Source organism: Anaerotignum sp. (assembly GCF_051877975.1).
Taxonomy (GTDB): Bacteria; Bacillota; Clostridia; order Lachnospirales; family Anaerotignaceae; genus Anaerotignum_A.
In genome coordinates, this window is sequence record NZ_JBJEJK010000020.1 from 1 (window position 1) to 16,596 (window position 16,596).

Genomic DNA, 16,596 nt, shown 5'->3' on the forward strand with positions numbered 1-16,596 from the left:
CTCTATTTCCCTCTAATAAAACAGACCCTTTCTCTTCGGAGAAAGGGCCTTTATTTGTTGGATGTTAGTTCAGTGTTTTTTCATAAGCGGAAAGAATGGCTCCCAAACCTTCCTCTGGTGTGCCGTTGTTTTCCGCAATAGCTTCTGCCGCTGCTGTGTAGAGGGGCAGGCGTTCCTGATACAGTTTTTGTACTGCGGCCTGATCGGGGGCAAGGGGCCTGCCGTGGCCGCTTTGCAGCAGCTCTGCATCCCGTTTCAGCCAGATCATTCTGCCGTTGCGTTTCAGATAGTCTACATTCAGGAAATCCTTTATGATACCGCCGCCGGTAGAAATGACCAGATTGTTTTGTGCGGAAACTTCATGAAGAACTTTTGTTTCGATTTCCCGGAATGCAGGCTCCCCTTCCTTTGCAAAGAAATCAGAAATAGACATGCCGATGCGTTCCACAATGAGCTCGTCTGTATCAATAAAGGTTTTGCCCAGTTTCTCTGCTGCCAGTTTGCCCAAGGTGCTTTTTCCGCCGCCGCTCATGCCGATGAGCACCAGATTGGAGCGTTCTTTTACCAAGCCTGCATGGATTTCCCCAATACGGGCATCATCTATCTTTGTATCCAAAAAAATTTCTACAGCATATTTTGCCTGCGCTACCAGCATTTCCAAACCGCCTGCGGCGTTGATTCCTCTTTTTTGTGCTTCCAATACCAGCTGCGTCCGCAGGGGATTATATACAACATCCGCAACACCTGTAAGATGGGGGAATCTGCTCAAATCAATGGGGCAGTCGTCCGCCTTGGGATACATACCAACGGGCGTTGTATTTACAATGATTTCGGCATCGGCGTGTTCTGCATAACAGGTTTGGTAGGTAATGGTTCCGGGGCTTTCTTTATAATATACTGTCAGGATTTCAGAGGCCCCCAGTGCTTCCAATACAGCGCTGACTGCCTTGGAAGCACCGCCTTTGCCCAGCACCAGGGCCTTTTTGCCGGCAACATCGATACCATTATTCTGCAGCATATAGCGGAACCCGTAAAAGTCTGTATTGTAGCCGTACAGCTTTCCGTTTCTGTTTACTACCGTATTGACAGCGCCGATTTTTTTGGCATGGGCATTGATTTCATCCAGATAAGGGATGACAGTTTCTTTATAGGGAATGGTCACATTCAGCGCAGAAAAGTTTTTTTCTGTCAGAAATGTGTCCAGTTCTTCTCTTGTCAAGGGAATCAAATCGTATGTATAATCCGCCAGCTGTTCATGGATGATTTTGGAAAAGCTGTGTCCTAATTTTTCGCCGATTAGACCGTATCTCATGGGAATCCACCTCATATCTTTCGTTTTTTCTATCAAAGGATAGTTTGTATCTATCTTAATGCAAATAGAAAATTTATGCAATCTCTTTTTTTCAGGAAAAAAGCAGAGCATCGAAAGAGCGGGAATGGATTTGAGAGATTGGTAAATGTTACCAGTTTTGTGCAAATAGCTGTAAATACGAGGCGTAATCATAGTATTATATGAAAAAATGCACAAAATAGAATTGACATATGGATGAAAAATTGATATGATGCAAATATAGTTTCTGGAAACGTTCCCGGTAACGTTTCTGGAAATATTTCCGAAATGGTTATATGGCAGAAAAGAGGTAAGGAACCATGACGATCAAAGATATTGCGGAACGCTGCGGCGTATCCGTCAGTACAGTCTCCCGTGTTCTTAATGACCACCCTGATGTTAGTGACACTGTGCGGGAAAAGGTCATGAAAGTGGTGCAGGAAGTACATTATGTGCCAAACAACAGCGCAAGGGATCTGGTAAAACCCCAATCCAATACCATCGGTCTGGTGGTGCGCGGTGTTGGCAACCCTTTCTTTACGGAAGTCATTCGTTCGATTGAGAATGCAGTAGGGCAGGCTGGATATACTATGATATTCCACCAGATTGCCAGCGGAGCGGATGAACTGAGCGCAGGCGCAAGCCTGGTACAGTCCAAAAAATTGCGGGGGCTGATTCTTTTAGGGGGCTGCTTTGATTATTCTGAGGAGCTGATCGCTGTACTGCAGGTGCCTTTCGTCTGTTGTTCCTATACTAACAGCTTTGGTGGGCTGCAGGAAAATATGTATTCTTCTGTTACGATCAATGACCAGAAAGAAGCCTATAAAGCAACGGAACTGCTGATCAAACAGGGACATAAAAAGATTGCACTGCTTCTGGATTCCAAACAGGATCATTCTGTTTCAGAGCTGCGCTACAGGGGGTATCAGCAGGCTCTTGCCGATTATGGCATTCCGCTGGATGAGGAACTGGTGGAAGAAACGGGAAGATTTGATATGGCATCTGCTTATGAAGCCATGCGTCGTTTAGCAAAGCGCAGAAAAGATTTTACGGCAGTTTTTGCCATTGCCGATTCCATGGCAGTGGCAGCGATAAAAGCCCTTTCCGATGAAGGCTGGCGTGTGCCGGGGGATTGTTCTGTCATTGCCATCGATGGCATTACCATGTCGGCCTATACGGTGCCTACATTGACAACGCTGGTACAGCCGGCAGAAGCCTTGGGAAAATATTCTGTACAGATTCTTTTGGATATGGTGGAAAAGAAAGGGGACAATTGTCATATAGAACTGGAGACTTCCCTGCGGGAAGGAGGCAGTGTCTGTCAATTGGATTGATTTTTATATCTTGAAAAGGGATATGGAAATATATTTTTATGCAAAATAAAGAACGAAAGGGAGATGTTAAGATGAAAAGAATAATTGCACTGATGGTATCTTTGGTTTTGTGTGCAGGGCTGGCGGCTTGCGGCGGTTCTGAAACAGCATCCAGCAGCGATACCCCCAGCGTATACTATCTGAACTTTAAACCGGAGCAGGATGCCCAGTGGCGGGAACTGGCAAAGGTATATGAAGAAGAAACCGGCGTACCTGTCACAGTTGTCACGGCAGCCTCCGGCGATTATGAAACAACGTTGATGGCAGAAATGGGGAAATCTGATGCACCTACATTGTTTCAGGTAAATGGGCCCGTTGGCCTGAAAAACTGGGCAGATTACTGCTATGACCTGACAGGCAGCGATGTGCTGAGCCAATTGACAAGCGACGCATATGCACTGAAAAAGGAAGATGGCTCCGTTGCAGGGATTGCTTATGCCATCGAATCCTATGGCATTATTGTCAATAAAAGCCTGCTGGCACAGGCTGGCTATGCTGTGGAAGATATCACATCCTTTGAAACCCTGAAATCCATTGCAGAAGATATTACAGCAAGGAAAGATGAACTGGGCTTTGCGGCATTTACATCCGCAGGGATGGATAGCTCTTCCGACTGGAGATTTAAAACACATCTGGCAAATCTGCCCGTCTACTTTGAATATCAGGCAGATGGCATCGGCACTACAGATGCCATCAAAGGCATCTATCTGGATAATTATCGTGCAATTTGGGATCTGTATATTAATAACAGCACCTGCAGCCCTGCAGAACTTTCTGCAAAGACCGGCGATGATTCCAGAAATGAATTTTTGGCGGGCAAAGCGGTATTCTTCCAGAATGGTTCCTGGGAATATGGCAACCTGGTTGACGAAGGCAAATTCACAGATGAGGATCTGGCAATGATCCCTATTTATTTCGGCGTGGGGGACGAAACAAATCAGGGCTTGTGCACAGGTACGGAAAATTACTGGTGTGTAAACAACAGTGCATCCGAAGCGGATATCCAGGCAACATTGGATTTTATGAACTGGTGTGTGACCAGTGAAGTTGGTACAACAGCCATGTGCGGCGGCGAAGGCGCAATGCCCAGCGGCGCAGCAGGCATGGGCTTTGTAATTCCTTTCCGGAATGCACTGGAATCTTCCAACCTGTTTGTAAAACAGGATGCTGCAATGACAGCAGCAGGAAAAACGCCTGTATCCTGGAATTTCCCTACCATGCCTTCTGAAGAATGGAAAAATGGCGTTGGTTCCGCGCTGACAGCCTATGCGGCTAATCAGACAGAGGAAAACTGGGCCGCAGTTGTTTCCGCATTTGTGGATGGTTGGGCAACAGAATATCAGCTGGCAAACGGTTGATTTGTGCGAACAGCATTTTTTGCAGTCTGAGAAAAGGGGGAAGCACATGCTTCCTCCTTTTTTTATAAACATTTTCCTGAAATTTCCAAAAGAAAGTGAGATGAACTACCGTGGAAAAAGCTTTAAAAAGATGGTTTCCTCTCTTTGTGGCACCTACATTAGCAGCCTTTTGCGTAGGCTTTATCTGGCCCTTCCTGCATGGCCTGTATCTGTCCTTCTGCCAATTCACTACTGTGAAAAATGCGAAATGGATAGGCCTCAGCAACTATGCAAAGGCTTTGACGGATACATCCTTTATCAATTCCTTCTGGTTTACGGTAGCTTTTGTGATCGTTGCGACCCTCATCATTAATGTGACGGCCTTTGCCATCGCTTTGGCACTGACAAAAGAACTGAAGGGGACAAATATTTTCAGAACGGTTTTCTTCATGCCAAATCTGATTGGCGGTATCGTGCTGGGGTATATCTGGCAGACGCTGTTTAATGCGGTGCTGATGAAAATGGGAGAGCCGCTGCTGGCGCTGAATACACAAGCGGGATATTGGGGGCTGATCATTCTGCTTTGCTGGCAGCAGATCGGCTATATGATGATCATTTACGTTGCCGGTCTGCAGAATGTGCCGCCCGACTTGATGGAAGCGGCTTCCATCGACGGCGCAAATCACTGGCAGACGCTGCTGAAGGTAAAGCTGCCTATGGTCATGCCTTCGATTACCATATGCCTGTTTTTGACCATTACAAACGCTTTTAAGCTCTTTGACCAGAACCTGTCCCTGACCGCAGGCGACCCGGCCCATACTACAGAAATGCTGGCGCTGAATATTTACTATACCTTCTATGCCCGCGCTGGTGCAGCCTGGAAGGGCATCGGTCAGGCGAAAGCGGTGATTTTCTTTATTCTGGTGGTTATCATTGGCTTGACACAGCTGAAAGCAACGCGTTCTAAGGAGGTGCAGCAGTAATGAACAAGGCAAAAAAATCTTTTGGCAGCACATTAGGGACAATTTTCTTCTCGATTATTTGTGTGTTGTATCTATATCCTATTGTTATGGTGGTAATGAATTCCTTCAAAAAGGAAACGGCCATCACCACAGCGGAAACCTTTACCCTGCCCAATGGAGAAACCTTCGCAGGGCTGGCGAATTATAGCAAGGCTTTAAATGCCCAGGGCTTTCTGCAGAGCTTTGGATACAGTGCCTTTATCACCATCTCTTCTGTGGCATTGATTTTGCTGTGCTGCTCCATGTGTGCATGGTATATCACAAGAGTACATTCCAAGCTTTCCAAGCTGATCTATCTGCTGTGTGCCTTTTCTATGGTCGTGCCTTTTCAGATGGTCATGTTCACCTTGTCCCAGACGGCGGACAGTCTGAATATTTTTGGCCTGCGGTTCAATACGCCCTTGACCATCTGCTTTATTTATCTTGGCTTTGGCGCGGGCTTGGCGGTATTCATGTTCTCTGGCTTTGTGAAATCCATTCCCCTGGAGCTGGAAGAAGCGGCAATGATCGATGGCTGCAATCCGTTGCAGACTTATTTTAAAGTCGTTTTCCCTTTGCTGAAGCCTACCATGATTTCTGTTGGTGTGCTGGAAACGATGTGGGTATGGAATGACTATCTGCTGCCCACACTGGTATTGGATATCAAAAAATATCGTACTATCCCGATGCTGATCCAATATTTCCGGGGCAGCTATGGCCGAGTGGAAATGGGCCCTATGATGGCATGTATCGTTATGACTGTCCTGCCTGTTGTTATCATTTATCTGTTAGGGCAGAAACACATCATCAAAGGTGTTCTGGCAGGCGCGGTCAAAGGCTGAGGAGGGGTGTCTATGGAAAGAAGTTCCGGTATTTTGCTGCCGATTTCGGCGTTGCCTTCTCCCTATGGCATCGGTACCTTAGGAGAAGCCGCTTATGCTTTTATTGATTTTCTGGAAAAAGCCCAGCAGAGATGGTGGCAGATGCTTCCCGTTGGGCCCACCAGCTATGGGGATTCCCCTTATCAGAGCTTTTCCGCCTTTGCGGGCAATCCGTATTTTGTCGATTTGGAGATACTTTGCAAAGAAGGTCTGCTGGAACAGGCGGAAATCAATGCTGTGGATTGGGGCAGCGAGCCTGCAAAGGTGGATTATAAGAAAATTTACGAAGGCCGTTTCGACCTGCTGGAAAAAGCAAAGCAGCGCGGCTGGCAAAAAGATGCAGAAAAAATCAAAAAATTTACAGAAGAAAATCAAACATGGCTTCCCGATTATGCTTTGTATATGGCACTGAAACGTCATTTCGGCATGAAAGCATGGACAGAATGGGAGGATGAGGATATCCGCCTGCGGAAAGCGGATGCCTTGGAAAGGTACCGCTGGGAACTGGCTGACGATATGGAAGTATTCATTTATATCCAGTATCTGTTCTTCCGTCAGTGGAACGCCCTGCGGGCCTATGCCCAGGAAAAGGGTATCGGCATCATCGGGGATATGCCTATTTATGTGGCTATGGATTCCGCCGATGTTTGGGCAGAGCCAAAATTCTTCCAGCTGGATGAAAGGAATGTGCCTTGTGAAGTTTCCGGTGTGCCTCCTGATGCATTCAGTGCCGACGGTCAGCTTTGGGGCAACCCTCTCTATGATTGGGATGCCATGAAGGCCGACGGCTATGGCTGGTGGATCCGCAGAATCGATGGGGCAGCCAAGCTGTATGATGTGATTCGAATAGACCATTTCCGTGGCTTGGAAAGCTATTGGGCGGTGCCCTATGGGGATATCAATGCCAAAAATGGGCATTGGGTGAAAGGCCCCGGCATGGATTTGGTTTCTGTACTGAAAAACTGGTTTCCATATGTTTCTTTTATTGCGGAAGATTTGGGCTATCTGACACCGGAGGTGCAGCAGCTTTTGCAGGATTCCCAATTCCCGGGGATGAAGGTGTTGGAATTTGCTTTCGATTCCCGGGAGCCCAGCGATTATCTGCCCCATACCTATCCCTCCCATTGTGTATGCTATGTAGGCACCCATGATAATGAACCCGTAATGGCATGGAAGGATGCCGCAGCCCCTGAAGATATTGCCATGGCGGTCAAATATCTGGGCTTGCATGAGGAGGAAGGCTTCCATTGGGGCATCCTCAGAGGGGGCATGAGTTCTGTGGCGGAGCTGTTCGTAGCGCAGATGCAGGATTTTCTGGGGCTGGGCGCTGAGGCCCGCATGAATACCCCCAGTACCTTAGGCGGTAACTGGCAATGGAGATTGACAGAAGGCCAGATCACGGAGAAACTGACCGCAAAGATTGCCGAAATGACTCGGCTTTATGGAAGGAGCAGCAAAAAATGGCAAGCGTAACGCTGAAAAATATCAAGAAAATTTATCCGAACCCACAGAAAAAGAAGAAAAAAGGCGAGCCGGAAAGAAAATCCAACCTGAAGATCACGGCGGAAGGCGTTGTGGCTGTGGAAGATTTCAATCTGGAAATTGCCGATAAAGAATTTATTGTATTGGTTGGCCCTTCCGGCTGCGGAAAATCCACAACATTGCGTATGATTGCCGGCCTGGAAGAGATCAGCGGGGGGGAATTGCTCATTGATGGCATAAAAGTCAACGATGTGGCACCGAAAGACAGGGATATTGCTATGGTTTTCCAGAGCTATGCCCTGTATCCCCATATGACCGTATATGATAACATGGCATTTTCCCTGAAAATGAGAAAGCTGCCTAAAGAAGAGATCGACCAAAAGGTAAGGGAAGCGGCGGAAATTCTGGATATCACGCAATATCTGGACAGAAAACCCAAAGCCCTTTCCGGCGGGCAGCGGCAGCGTGTGGCGATCGGCCGTGCTATCGTCAGAAACCCGAAAGTATTTTTGATGGATGAACCCTTGTCCAATCTGGACGCAAAGCTGCGGAATCAGATGCGGGCGGAAATCATTAAGCTGCGCCAGAGAATCGATACCACATTTATCTACGTTACCCATGACCAGACAGAAGCCATGACCCTGGGCGACAGAATCGTTATCATGCGCGATGGTGTGGTGCAGCAGATCGGCACACCCCAGGAGGTATTCGACCATCCCGCTAATCAATTCGTTGCCGGCTTCATCGGTATGCCCCAGATGAATTTCTATGATGGGGAGCTGATACGGGAGAATGGCAAATATGCGGTGGTTTTGGAGGGGGCAAAGGTGGTTCTTTCCGAAGATAAACAGGAAAAACTGGCAAAGAATGACGTAAAGCCACAGTCCGTTACGTTAGGGGTTCGCCCCGAACATATCCGCTTGAAGGGAGAAGCAAGCCAGATGATCCATGGTACAGTGGATGTAAGCGAAATGATGGGTTCTGCTGTCCATCTGCATGTGAACGCCTGCGGGCAGGATAGCATTGTCATCGTACCGATGAATGATATCCATGAGGAAGGCATGGATTTTTCCATCGGCGCATCGGTTTCCTTTACTTTCCGGGGCAAAAATGTGAATATTTTTGATAAAGAAACAAAGAAAAACCTTGAATTCTGATAAAAGCGAAGAAAACTGATACGGCGGGAAAGCTTGTTTTTGGCAGGCTTTGCCGCCTGTTTCATTTGTCTGGAAAAAAAGATACAGATATGATATGCTAGAGGCAGAATGGAGGGATGAAAAATGGTATTTACACCATATAAAATCAGGGATTTGGAATTGAAAAACCGTTGGATCATGCTGGCGATGCACACGGGCTTTGCGCAGAGCAATACATTGACAGAGCGGGACTATGCCTTTTATGAAGAAAGAGCCAAGGGCGGTGCAGCGGCAGTGACATTCCTTTTGGCGGTGAATGAGGCGGGCGCGCTGAAGGGGATGTATGATGCGGAAACGGTGGAGCGGGAAAGCCTGAAAGCATTGGCGGACAGGATCCATGCCTACGATTGCAAACTGATTGTGCAGCTCTTCCATTGTGGGCGTAATGAAAGTGAACAAAACCATGGCGGAAAGCCTTTGCTGGCTCCTTCCGCGGTGGCTTCTCCCATTTTCAAAGCAGAGCCCAAGGAAATGACAGCGGAAGACTTGGCTGATACAAAAGAAGCCTTTGGAAAGGCGGCGGCTTTGTGCAAGGAAATTGGTGCGGATCTGGTGGAGGTGAGTGCTTCCGCCGGATATCTGCTTTCTGAATGTTTCTCCCCTTTGAGCAATCTGCGGGAAGATACCTATGGCTATCAAAACGAAAATGGCATCACCTATCCTTTGGAAGTGCTGGCGAAGGTACGGGAAGCAGTTGGGGAATTTCCTGTTTTGGTGAAGGTTTCCGCGGCACAGATGGTAGAGGGCGGCTATGAACTGGCGGATACCCTGCGTTTCTGCAAAAAAGCGGAGGAGGCAGGCAGCATCGATGGTGTGACAGTTACCGGCGGCTGGCATGAATCCCCTGTGGAGCAGATTTCTTATCACGTGAGCAAGGGCGCTTATGCACCTTTTGCGGGTATTCTGAAAAAATATCTTTCTGTGCCTGTTATTGCTTGCAACCGTATTCAGGACGAAGAAACGGCGGAACGAATTTTGGCGGAAGGCCTTTGTGATTTCTGCGGCACAGCCAGAGCCTTTCTGGCAGACCCGGCCTTTGCCGATCGGATGAAGGAAGGAAAACCTTATCTGCCTTGTCTGGGATGCAACAAATGTATTATGGGGGTATTGAAAGGAAAAGAGATTTCTTGTGCCTTCAATCCCGAAGCGGGTAATGAGCATTTTGAACATCAGCGCAGAAAAGTTGCCACCAGAAAAGAATGCGTTGTCATTGGCGGTGGCCCTGCAGGGATGGAAGCAGCAAAGAAATCTGCGGAGAGAGGGTTTAAGACCACTTTGGTCTGCAAGGAGAAGGAATTGGGCGGCCAGCTGCGGTTGGCAGCACTGCCTCCTAAAAAGAGTGATTTTCTGAAATATATTGATTATATGAAATACACCTTGGAAGAATTGGGTGTAAATATCCTGACGGAAACAGAGGGTACACTGGAGCTTGTGAAGGAAAAGAATCCTTATTTCACCGTGCTGGCTACGGGCAGTTTGCCGGAAAAACAGCCCATCGAAGGATTGGCGGAGGAACAGTATTTCACCGCACAGGAAGTTTTGCAGATGGAGGAAGAAAAAATTGCAGAGATGCTGAAGGGCGAAATTGTCATTCTTGGCGGCGGTGCCATTGGCCTGGAAACGGCAGCATTTCTGGCGGCTCGGGCGGAAGAACCGGAAATCAAGATCATTGAGCCCAACAAAAAAATGGGGGGAGATATGGGAGCTATGGCGCGACCTTTGCTGAACGACCTGAAGAAAAAGAACGTAAGCTTTTTGACAACGACAACGGCCGCGTTGATGGAAGGCAGAAAGCTCTTTGTGAAAATTGGCGCCATGACCATGTTTGTTTCTGCGGATACGGTTATTTGGGCAGGGGGCAGTGCATCTGCTGTGGATACGGAGATGACCATGTGGCTGATGGATGAACGGATGAGCTATGCCCTTGTAGGAGATGCCAATGAGGTGGGCGACGGCGGCGATGCTATCTATGATGCTTATGAGCTTTTCACCCGTATGTATCTTGCATGACAAGAATTGTGAATATTGTATTTTTTTCATTTGAGAATGAAATATTTTTCATCAGATATTGTCAAATCGGCCACATTGTGCTATATTTAATACAAGTGTTAAATAATTGCCAATGTTGGAAAGTGCAGGAGCGCATTTCAGGGAAAAATCGCAGTAAATTTCCCTTGGCAATGAAAAAAATACTGGAAAAAGGAACCATTTTTTCTTGGAAAGGAAGCGGAATTTATGGATTTTATCAAAAGAACATGGGCAGAAATCGACTTGGATGCATTGGATTACAACATTAAGAGCATCAAATCCAAAATGGCACCCGAACACAAAGTAATGGGTATCGTAAAAGCGGATGCTTATGGTCATGGCGATGGCTTTGTAGCACGTAAACTGCAGGCTGGCGGCTTCGACTGGTTTGGTGTTTCCAACATCGAAGAAGGTATGAGCCTGAGAAACGAAGGCATCACAAAACCCATTCTGGTTTTAGGCTACACACCCGCAAGCTGTGTTGAAATTCTGTGCCAGAAGAGCATCACAAACGCAATCGTTGGTATCGAACACGCAAGAAGCCTGCAGGAAGCAGCAGCAGCAGCAAACGTTGTTGTAGAAGGCCACATCAAACTGGATACAGGTATGACACGTGTTGGTTTCCAGACAGATGACGCAGACTTTGAACAGTCTCTGAAGGACATTATTGAAGTAAGCAAAATGCCTAACGTTAAAATCACAGGTATTTTCACACACCATGCAGTAGCAGACTCTTATACAGGCGATCATCCTGATTTCACAAAAATGCAGTTCGACCGTTTCGACAGAATGGTAAAAGCACTGCAGGATGCAGGCGTAAACGTTGGTATCCGCCACTGTGCAAACAGCGCAACAACAATCGCATATCCTGAAAGACACATCGATATGTGCCGTTCCGGTATCATTACATACGGTATGCTTCCTTCCGGCGAATGCGAAGGCATGATCGACCTGAAACCTCTGATGACAGTAAAATCCACCATCGGTCTGGTTAAGAAAGTTCCCGCTGGTTCTCAGCTGTCCTATGGCAGAACATACACAGCAGAAACAGAAAGAATCATCGCTACAGTACCTATCGGCTATGCTGATGGTTACAACAGAGCCCTGTCCAATAAAGCAAACATGATCGTAAAAGGTCAGTATGCTCCCGTTGTTGGCCGTGTCTGCATGGACCAGCTGATGATTGACGTTACAGATATCCCTGGCGTAAAAATGGGTGATGAAGTAATCGTTGTTGGTACAGATGGTGATAAACATGTAACATTCGATGATCTGGCAGCTATTCTGGGCACAATCAACTATGAACTGCCCTGCGTACTGACAAAACGTGTACCTCGTATTTACAAAGAAAACGGCGAAATCATCGGTATCGTAGACCACATTCTGCATCAGTATAAATAAGACATAAAAAGAAAGGAGCGACTTTGTCGCTCCTTTTTCTATGCAAAAAATTCTATGTAAAAAACCTTCCGACGAAACATCAGAAGGTTTCCCTTTGAAGATCAAAAACCATAGCATTCGTATTTTTTTACGAAGCAAATACCAGTTGTACCAGGGCCTGTATGTGACGCGATGGTGGCGCCGATTTGGAAAGGGGGCAGATAGTTCATTTTTATTTTATCCTTGAGTATTGCTTCAAAATCAGGCATATCGTCCCAGATATTTGTTGTACCGGCGGTAGCGATATAATCAGCGGGGGTTTCACCGCTTTCTCTAAAATATTTTTCAGTCAAATCTGCAATCTGTGCCAGCCCCTTTTTTCTGCTGCGGCAGATGCCGCCACCCCCAATTTCGCCGCCCTTCAGGATGATAAGGGGTTTGATTTTCAGGAGACTACCGGAAAGGGCAGCTACTTTTCCGATACGGCCGCCAATTTCCAGATAACTCAAATCGCCTACCATAAAGTTGATGCGGGCGTCGATTTTTGCTTTTTCTACATAAGATATCACATCTTCTAAAGGTTTCCCGTTTTTTTGCATACGAGCCATCTCCATCAGCAGCAAAGCCTGTGCGCCGGTTGCCAGCCAGGAATTGATGACGTGGATTTGCGCATCAGGAAACTCTTCCTCCAGCATAGATTTAGCAGCTATGGCAGATTCCAAAGAAGCAGTCAGGGTGCGGGTCATGGTGATGCAAAGGATATCCTTCCCTGCTTCCAAAGCGGGACGGAAGGCATCGATATAATCCTGTGTGGAAGGAAGGGAGGTCTTAGGATAGCCTTTTTCCTCTGTCATATAGTGATAATACGTATCCAAAGAAATTTCTGAAATCTCTTTATAGTAGTTTTCATGGTCGATAGAAACATAAAAAGGAACCAGCTGGATGTTTAATTCTTCTGCCTTTTCAAAGCCAATATCGCAAGCACCATCGCTGAAAATCTGATACTCCGCCATGGGATCCTCTCCTAACTTTTTTACATTGTATGTATGATTCTAAATGATAATTTTCTCCAAAATAAATGATTTTATCATTTTATTGAACAATATAGTCATTGAGTAATATAGCAAATAAAACCGAAGATTTCAATATATAAAAACAGATTATGTAGTTTAAAATACTATAAACCATTATCCTGATACCGGATTGGAATATTTCTTTGAAAAAATGGAAAAAATCTGGGAAAGGAGGGGTTTTATGTTTGAACAGGGACAAAAGATCATTTATCCAATGCATGGAGTGGGAATCATTGAAAGCATTGAGAAAGAATACTGCGTCATCCGCATTCCTTATGGAAATGTGCGTATTCGGATTCCTTTGGCCAATGCGGAAAAAATCGGCCTGCGGCCGCTGTTGCAGCGGGAAGAGATAGAAACCCTTCTGCGGGAAAAACCGATGCAGAAAACAGCCGGAGGAGAAAATTGGAATCAGAGAAATAAAGAAAATATTCAGCGGTTAAAATCAGGAAAACTGGACCAAGCAGCGGAGGTAGTAAAGCAGTTATTGGAACGAAATGAAAAAAAGAAACTTTCGGTGATAGAAAACCGGTTACTCTCTATGGCATGGCAGATCGTTTTGAGTGAAATCATTTCTGTATACGAAATTAACAGGGGAGAGGCGGAAGAACTGCTTGCCAAATGGATGAAAATGGGATAGAATTTTATTATGGTAAAGTAAGGGGATTTTATCTATTTTTTTATTTACCATAAAAATATTTAAAAGGGAGGTGGAACAAATGAAAAGAGCATTAGAATTGATCATGAGTCTGATTGTGACAGCGGCTACTTATGCTTTGATGCATGTAGTGATTTTTATGGACTTATTCAAATTTCAAGCAAAATTGCCGGTGTATGTGCCCACAGCCATATCGGTGATTGTCGGATTTATATTTTATTTTATTTTTTCTTCGCCACTGTCAGAATTGCTCATGAGTAGAATCTCTCAAACGGAAGATCGGTTGTCGAAAATGAACCTGAAGGACTTGGCTTTTTCGGTAATCGGCTGTTTCGTCGGCTTAGTTTTGGCGAATTTGATCGGGCTGGCCTTTAATGGATTTGGTGCATTGGGGACATTTATTGTTGTTCTCTTGAATATCGTTTTTGGTATTCTGGGCATCCGTGTAGCAAGGAGAAAAAAGGATGACGTCAATGTGCGTTCCCTCAAGGAAGTGTTGATGACAACGCCCCCCAGCACAACAGAAGATTCTATTTATGGCAGACCCAAAATTTTGGATACCAGTGTCATTATTGACGGGCGCATCTTGGATCTGCTGCAGACGGGTTTTATTGAAGGGAAAATCGTTATTCCCGATTTTGTATTGGAAGAACTGCGTCATATTGCTGATTCTTCCGATAGCCTGAAACGCCAGAGGGGGCGCCGTGGTCTGGATATCCTCAATGAGATTCAGAAACAGCTGGCAGTTCCTGTGGAGATCAAGGAATTTACGACAACGCAGCCTATGGAAGTGGATTCCATGCTGCTGAAAATGGCGGACAGTATGGATGCGTTCGTTGTGACCAATGATTTCAATTTGAACAAAGTGGCGGAATTTCAGGGCGTTCGGGTGCTGAATATCAATGAATTGGCAAACGCCATCAAGCCTGTGGTACTGCCTGGGGAAGAAATGAAGGTGACTATCATCAAAGCCGGCAAAGAAGCCGGACAGGGGGTCGCCTATCTGAACGACGGCACGATGATCGTTGTAGACGGCGGCAGTCGACATATCGGTGAAACAAAGACTGTGATCGTTACCAGCGTGCTGCAGACTGCGGCCGGCCGGATGATTTTTACAAAAATGATTGCTGCGGCATAAAAAAGAGAGGAAAGGCTTTCAGAAAACTGGAAGCCTTTCTTTCTGATAGGGTATCAGATAAAGAATGGTTTTGATTTTTAATGGAGGAAAAGATATGAAACCCATCAGCACAGCTGTCATCGTGGCAGCGGGAAAGGGAAAGCGCATGGGAACGGAGATCAGCAAACAGTTTTTGCCCCTTTGCGGAAAGGAAATTTTGACCCATACAGTAGAAAAATTTGAACAATCGGCAGCCATTCGGGATATTATTTTGGTGACAAGCGCGGATGCTTTGCAGGATGTATGGGATATGGTACAGGAATATGGCTGGAAAAAAGTGGTTTCTGTAACGGAAGGCGGAAAAGAACGGCAGGATTCTGTTTATCAAGGGTTGAAACAGCTGGGGAAAGATACGGAGATCGTCCTCATCCACGATGGCGTTCGTCCCTTTGTCACAGAAAAGATCATAGAGGAATCTATTGCGGTTGCGCTGGAAATGGGCAGCTGTGTGGCAGGTGTGCCGGCGAAGGATACCATTAAGGTTTGCGATGGAGAGAATATTGCCGTTGCAACTCCGGACAGAAGTACCCTTTGGCAGATCCAGACCCCCCAGACCTTCCGGAAAGAGTTGATTCTGCAGGCATATGAAGCAGCCAGAGCGGATGGATTTCTTGGGACAGATGATGCTTCCTTGGCAGAGCACAGCGGCTATCCTGTTAAAGTCATTATGGGCAGCTATCGCAATATCAAGATTACGACAAGGGAAGACCTGCTGATTGGGGAAGCATTTCTAAAGGAGGAAACGCCATGAAAACAGTGACGATTTATACAGACGGGGCCTGTTCCGGCAACCCAGGCGCAGGAGGCTATGGTGTGGTGCTTTTGTATGGCACTGCCAGAAAAGAGCTTTCCGGCGGCTATCGGCTGACGACCAATAACCGTATGGAGGTGTTGGCGGTCATCAAAGGCTTGGAAGCCTTGAAAGAACCCTGTAAAGTGAATCTTTACAGTGATTCCAAATATGTGGTGGATGCCATCGAAAAGGGCTGGGTCGTGAAATGGAAACAAAACGGCTGGATGCGGAATAAAAAAGAGAAGGCCTCCAATGTGGATCTTTGGGAACGGCTGCTGGTTTTATTGCAGAAGCATCAGGTTTCTTTTATCTGGGTGAAAGGCCATGCGGATAATCCGGAGAATGAAAGATGTGACCAGTTGGCGCGGGCGGCCATCCAAAGCGGGAAACTGTTAGAGGATACACAGTACGGCGCAGTATGAGAAATTTGCGGAGCGCAGATACTTTTCTGTGGCGAAAATCCGCGGGGATTGTCGTGCGAATCCCAAGTAGAATGGTAGAAATCTGATTGACACTTTCGGAAATATATGTTAGTATCAGTCTGTAACAAGTTTTTATCTATCTATGTAGGAGGATTTTAAGGAATGAAAAAAGGTACAGTAAAATGGTTCAACGCAGAAAAAGGTTTTGGTTTTATCTCCGTACCTGGTGAAGACGATGTATTCGTACATTTCTCCGCAATTCAGGCTGAAGGCTACAAAACACTGGAAGAAGGCCAGGAAGTAGAATTTGAAGTTGTTCAGGGTGCAAAAGGCCCTCAGGCTGCAAACGTAACACGTGCTTAATCGATTTTAATTATAGACCGTAATGCGAAAGCATACAGATATATACATTTGATTTTGGTTATGCAAAAGAGGCTCTCCGTTGTTCGGAGAGCCTTTCTTTTG

At 46.2% G+C, this 16,596-nt stretch carries 15 protein-coding genes; 13 read left to right on the plus strand and 2 right to left on the minus strand.

Going from position 1 to position 16,596, the window contains the following annotated elements; genetic code table 11:
* Positions 1-64 precede the first annotated feature (64 nt).
* On the minus strand, positions 65-1,312 hold the full coding sequence (locus tag ACI39P_RS03555; RefSeq protein ID WP_439719320.1) for a shikimate kinase: 1,248 nt from the start codon (positions 1,310-1,312) through the stop codon (positions 65-67).
* 338 nt (positions 1,313-1,650) lie between these two features.
* Between ACI39P_RS03555 and ACI39P_RS03560 the strand changes: the two genes are divergently transcribed.
* The 8 genes from ACI39P_RS03560 to alr all read left to right on the plus strand — a co-directional run bounded on the left by ACI39P_RS03560 (position 1,651) and on the right by alr (position 12,029).
* Positions 1,651-2,664, plus strand: a complete 1,014-nt coding sequence (locus ACI39P_RS03560) for a substrate-binding domain-containing protein (protein ID WP_439719321.1) — start codon at positions 1,651-1,653, stop codon at positions 2,662-2,664.
* 71 nt (positions 2,665-2,735) lie between these two features.
* A complete protein-coding gene (locus tag ACI39P_RS03565) occupies positions 2,736-4,061 on the plus strand; it encodes an extracellular solute-binding protein (RefSeq protein ID WP_439719322.1) in 1,326 nt (441 codons plus the stop codon).
* Positions 4,062-4,171: 110 nt separating this feature from the next.
* The gene (locus ACI39P_RS03570) at positions 4,172-5,023 is read left to right on the plus strand and encodes an ABC transporter permease subunit (RefSeq protein WP_439719323.1); all 852 of its coding nucleotides are present in this window, start codon (positions 4,172-4,174) and stop codon (positions 5,021-5,023) included.
* Entirely contained in the window at positions 5,023-5,883 is an 861-nt protein-coding gene (locus tag ACI39P_RS03575) for an ABC transporter permease subunit (protein WP_439719324.1), read from the plus strand. Before ACI39P_RS03570 ends, ACI39P_RS03575 begins: the two co-directional genes overlap by 1 nt.
* A 12-nt stretch (positions 5,884-5,895) precedes the next feature.
* Complete coding sequence (gene malQ / locus ACI39P_RS03580) at positions 5,896-7,395, plus strand: 4-alpha-glucanotransferase (protein WP_439719325.1); 1,500 nt, start codon at positions 5,896-5,898, stop codon at positions 7,393-7,395.
* Positions 7,383-8,561 carry a sn-glycerol-3-phosphate ABC transporter ATP-binding protein UgpC gene (locus ACI39P_RS03585; RefSeq protein WP_439719326.1) on the plus strand — a complete coding sequence of 393 codons (1,179 nt, stop codon included), beginning with the start codon at positions 7,383-7,385 and terminating at the stop codon, positions 8,559-8,561. The genes malQ and ACI39P_RS03585 overlap by 13 nt, the downstream gene beginning before the upstream one ends.
* 123 nt (positions 8,562-8,684) lie before the next feature.
* Positions 8,685-10,610, plus strand: coding sequence for an oxidoreductase (locus ACI39P_RS03590; RefSeq protein ID WP_439719327.1), 1,926 nt, complete (start codon positions 8,685-8,687; stop codon positions 10,608-10,610).
* 225 nt (positions 10,611-10,835) lie between these two features.
* A complete protein-coding gene (gene alr / locus ACI39P_RS03595; RefSeq protein WP_439719328.1) occupies positions 10,836-12,029 on the plus strand; it encodes an alanine racemase in 1,194 nt (397 codons plus the stop codon).
* 101 nt (positions 12,030-12,130) lie between these two features.
* Here the strand turns inward: alr and ACI39P_RS03600 are convergent, their stop codons facing one another.
* Positions 12,131-13,021, minus strand: a complete 891-nt coding sequence (locus ACI39P_RS03600) for a DegV family protein (protein WP_439719329.1) — start codon at positions 13,019-13,021, stop codon at positions 12,131-12,133.
* A 241-nt stretch (positions 13,022-13,262) separates the two neighbouring features.
* Between ACI39P_RS03600 and ACI39P_RS03605 the strand changes: the two genes are divergently transcribed.
* The 5 genes from ACI39P_RS03605 to ACI39P_RS03625 all read left to right on the plus strand — a co-directional run bounded on the left by ACI39P_RS03605 (position 13,263) and on the right by ACI39P_RS03625 (position 16,494).
* Entirely contained in the window at positions 13,263-13,721 is a 459-nt protein-coding gene (locus tag ACI39P_RS03605) for a CarD family transcriptional regulator (protein ID WP_439719330.1), read from the plus strand.
* A 79-nt stretch (positions 13,722-13,800) separates the two neighbouring features.
* Positions 13,801-14,877 carry a PIN/TRAM domain-containing protein gene (locus ACI39P_RS03610; protein WP_439719331.1) on the plus strand — a complete coding sequence of 359 codons (1,077 nt, stop codon included), beginning with the start codon at positions 13,801-13,803 and terminating at the stop codon, positions 14,875-14,877.
* A gap of 94 nt (positions 14,878-14,971) precedes the next feature.
* Positions 14,972-15,667, plus strand: a complete 696-nt coding sequence (ispD, locus tag ACI39P_RS03615) for a 2-C-methyl-D-erythritol 4-phosphate cytidylyltransferase (protein ID WP_439719332.1) — start codon at positions 14,972-14,974, stop codon at positions 15,665-15,667.
* On the plus strand, positions 15,664-16,131 hold the full coding sequence (rnhA, locus tag ACI39P_RS03620; RefSeq protein ID WP_439719333.1) for a ribonuclease HI: 468 nt from the start codon (positions 15,664-15,666) through the stop codon (positions 16,129-16,131). Before ispD ends, rnhA begins: the two co-directional genes overlap by 4 nt.
* Positions 16,132-16,293: 162 nt before the next feature.
* A complete protein-coding gene (locus ACI39P_RS03625; RefSeq protein ID WP_004036546.1) occupies positions 16,294-16,494 on the plus strand; it encodes a cold-shock protein in 201 nt (66 codons plus the stop codon).
* Positions 16,495-16,596 lie beyond the last annotated feature (102 nt).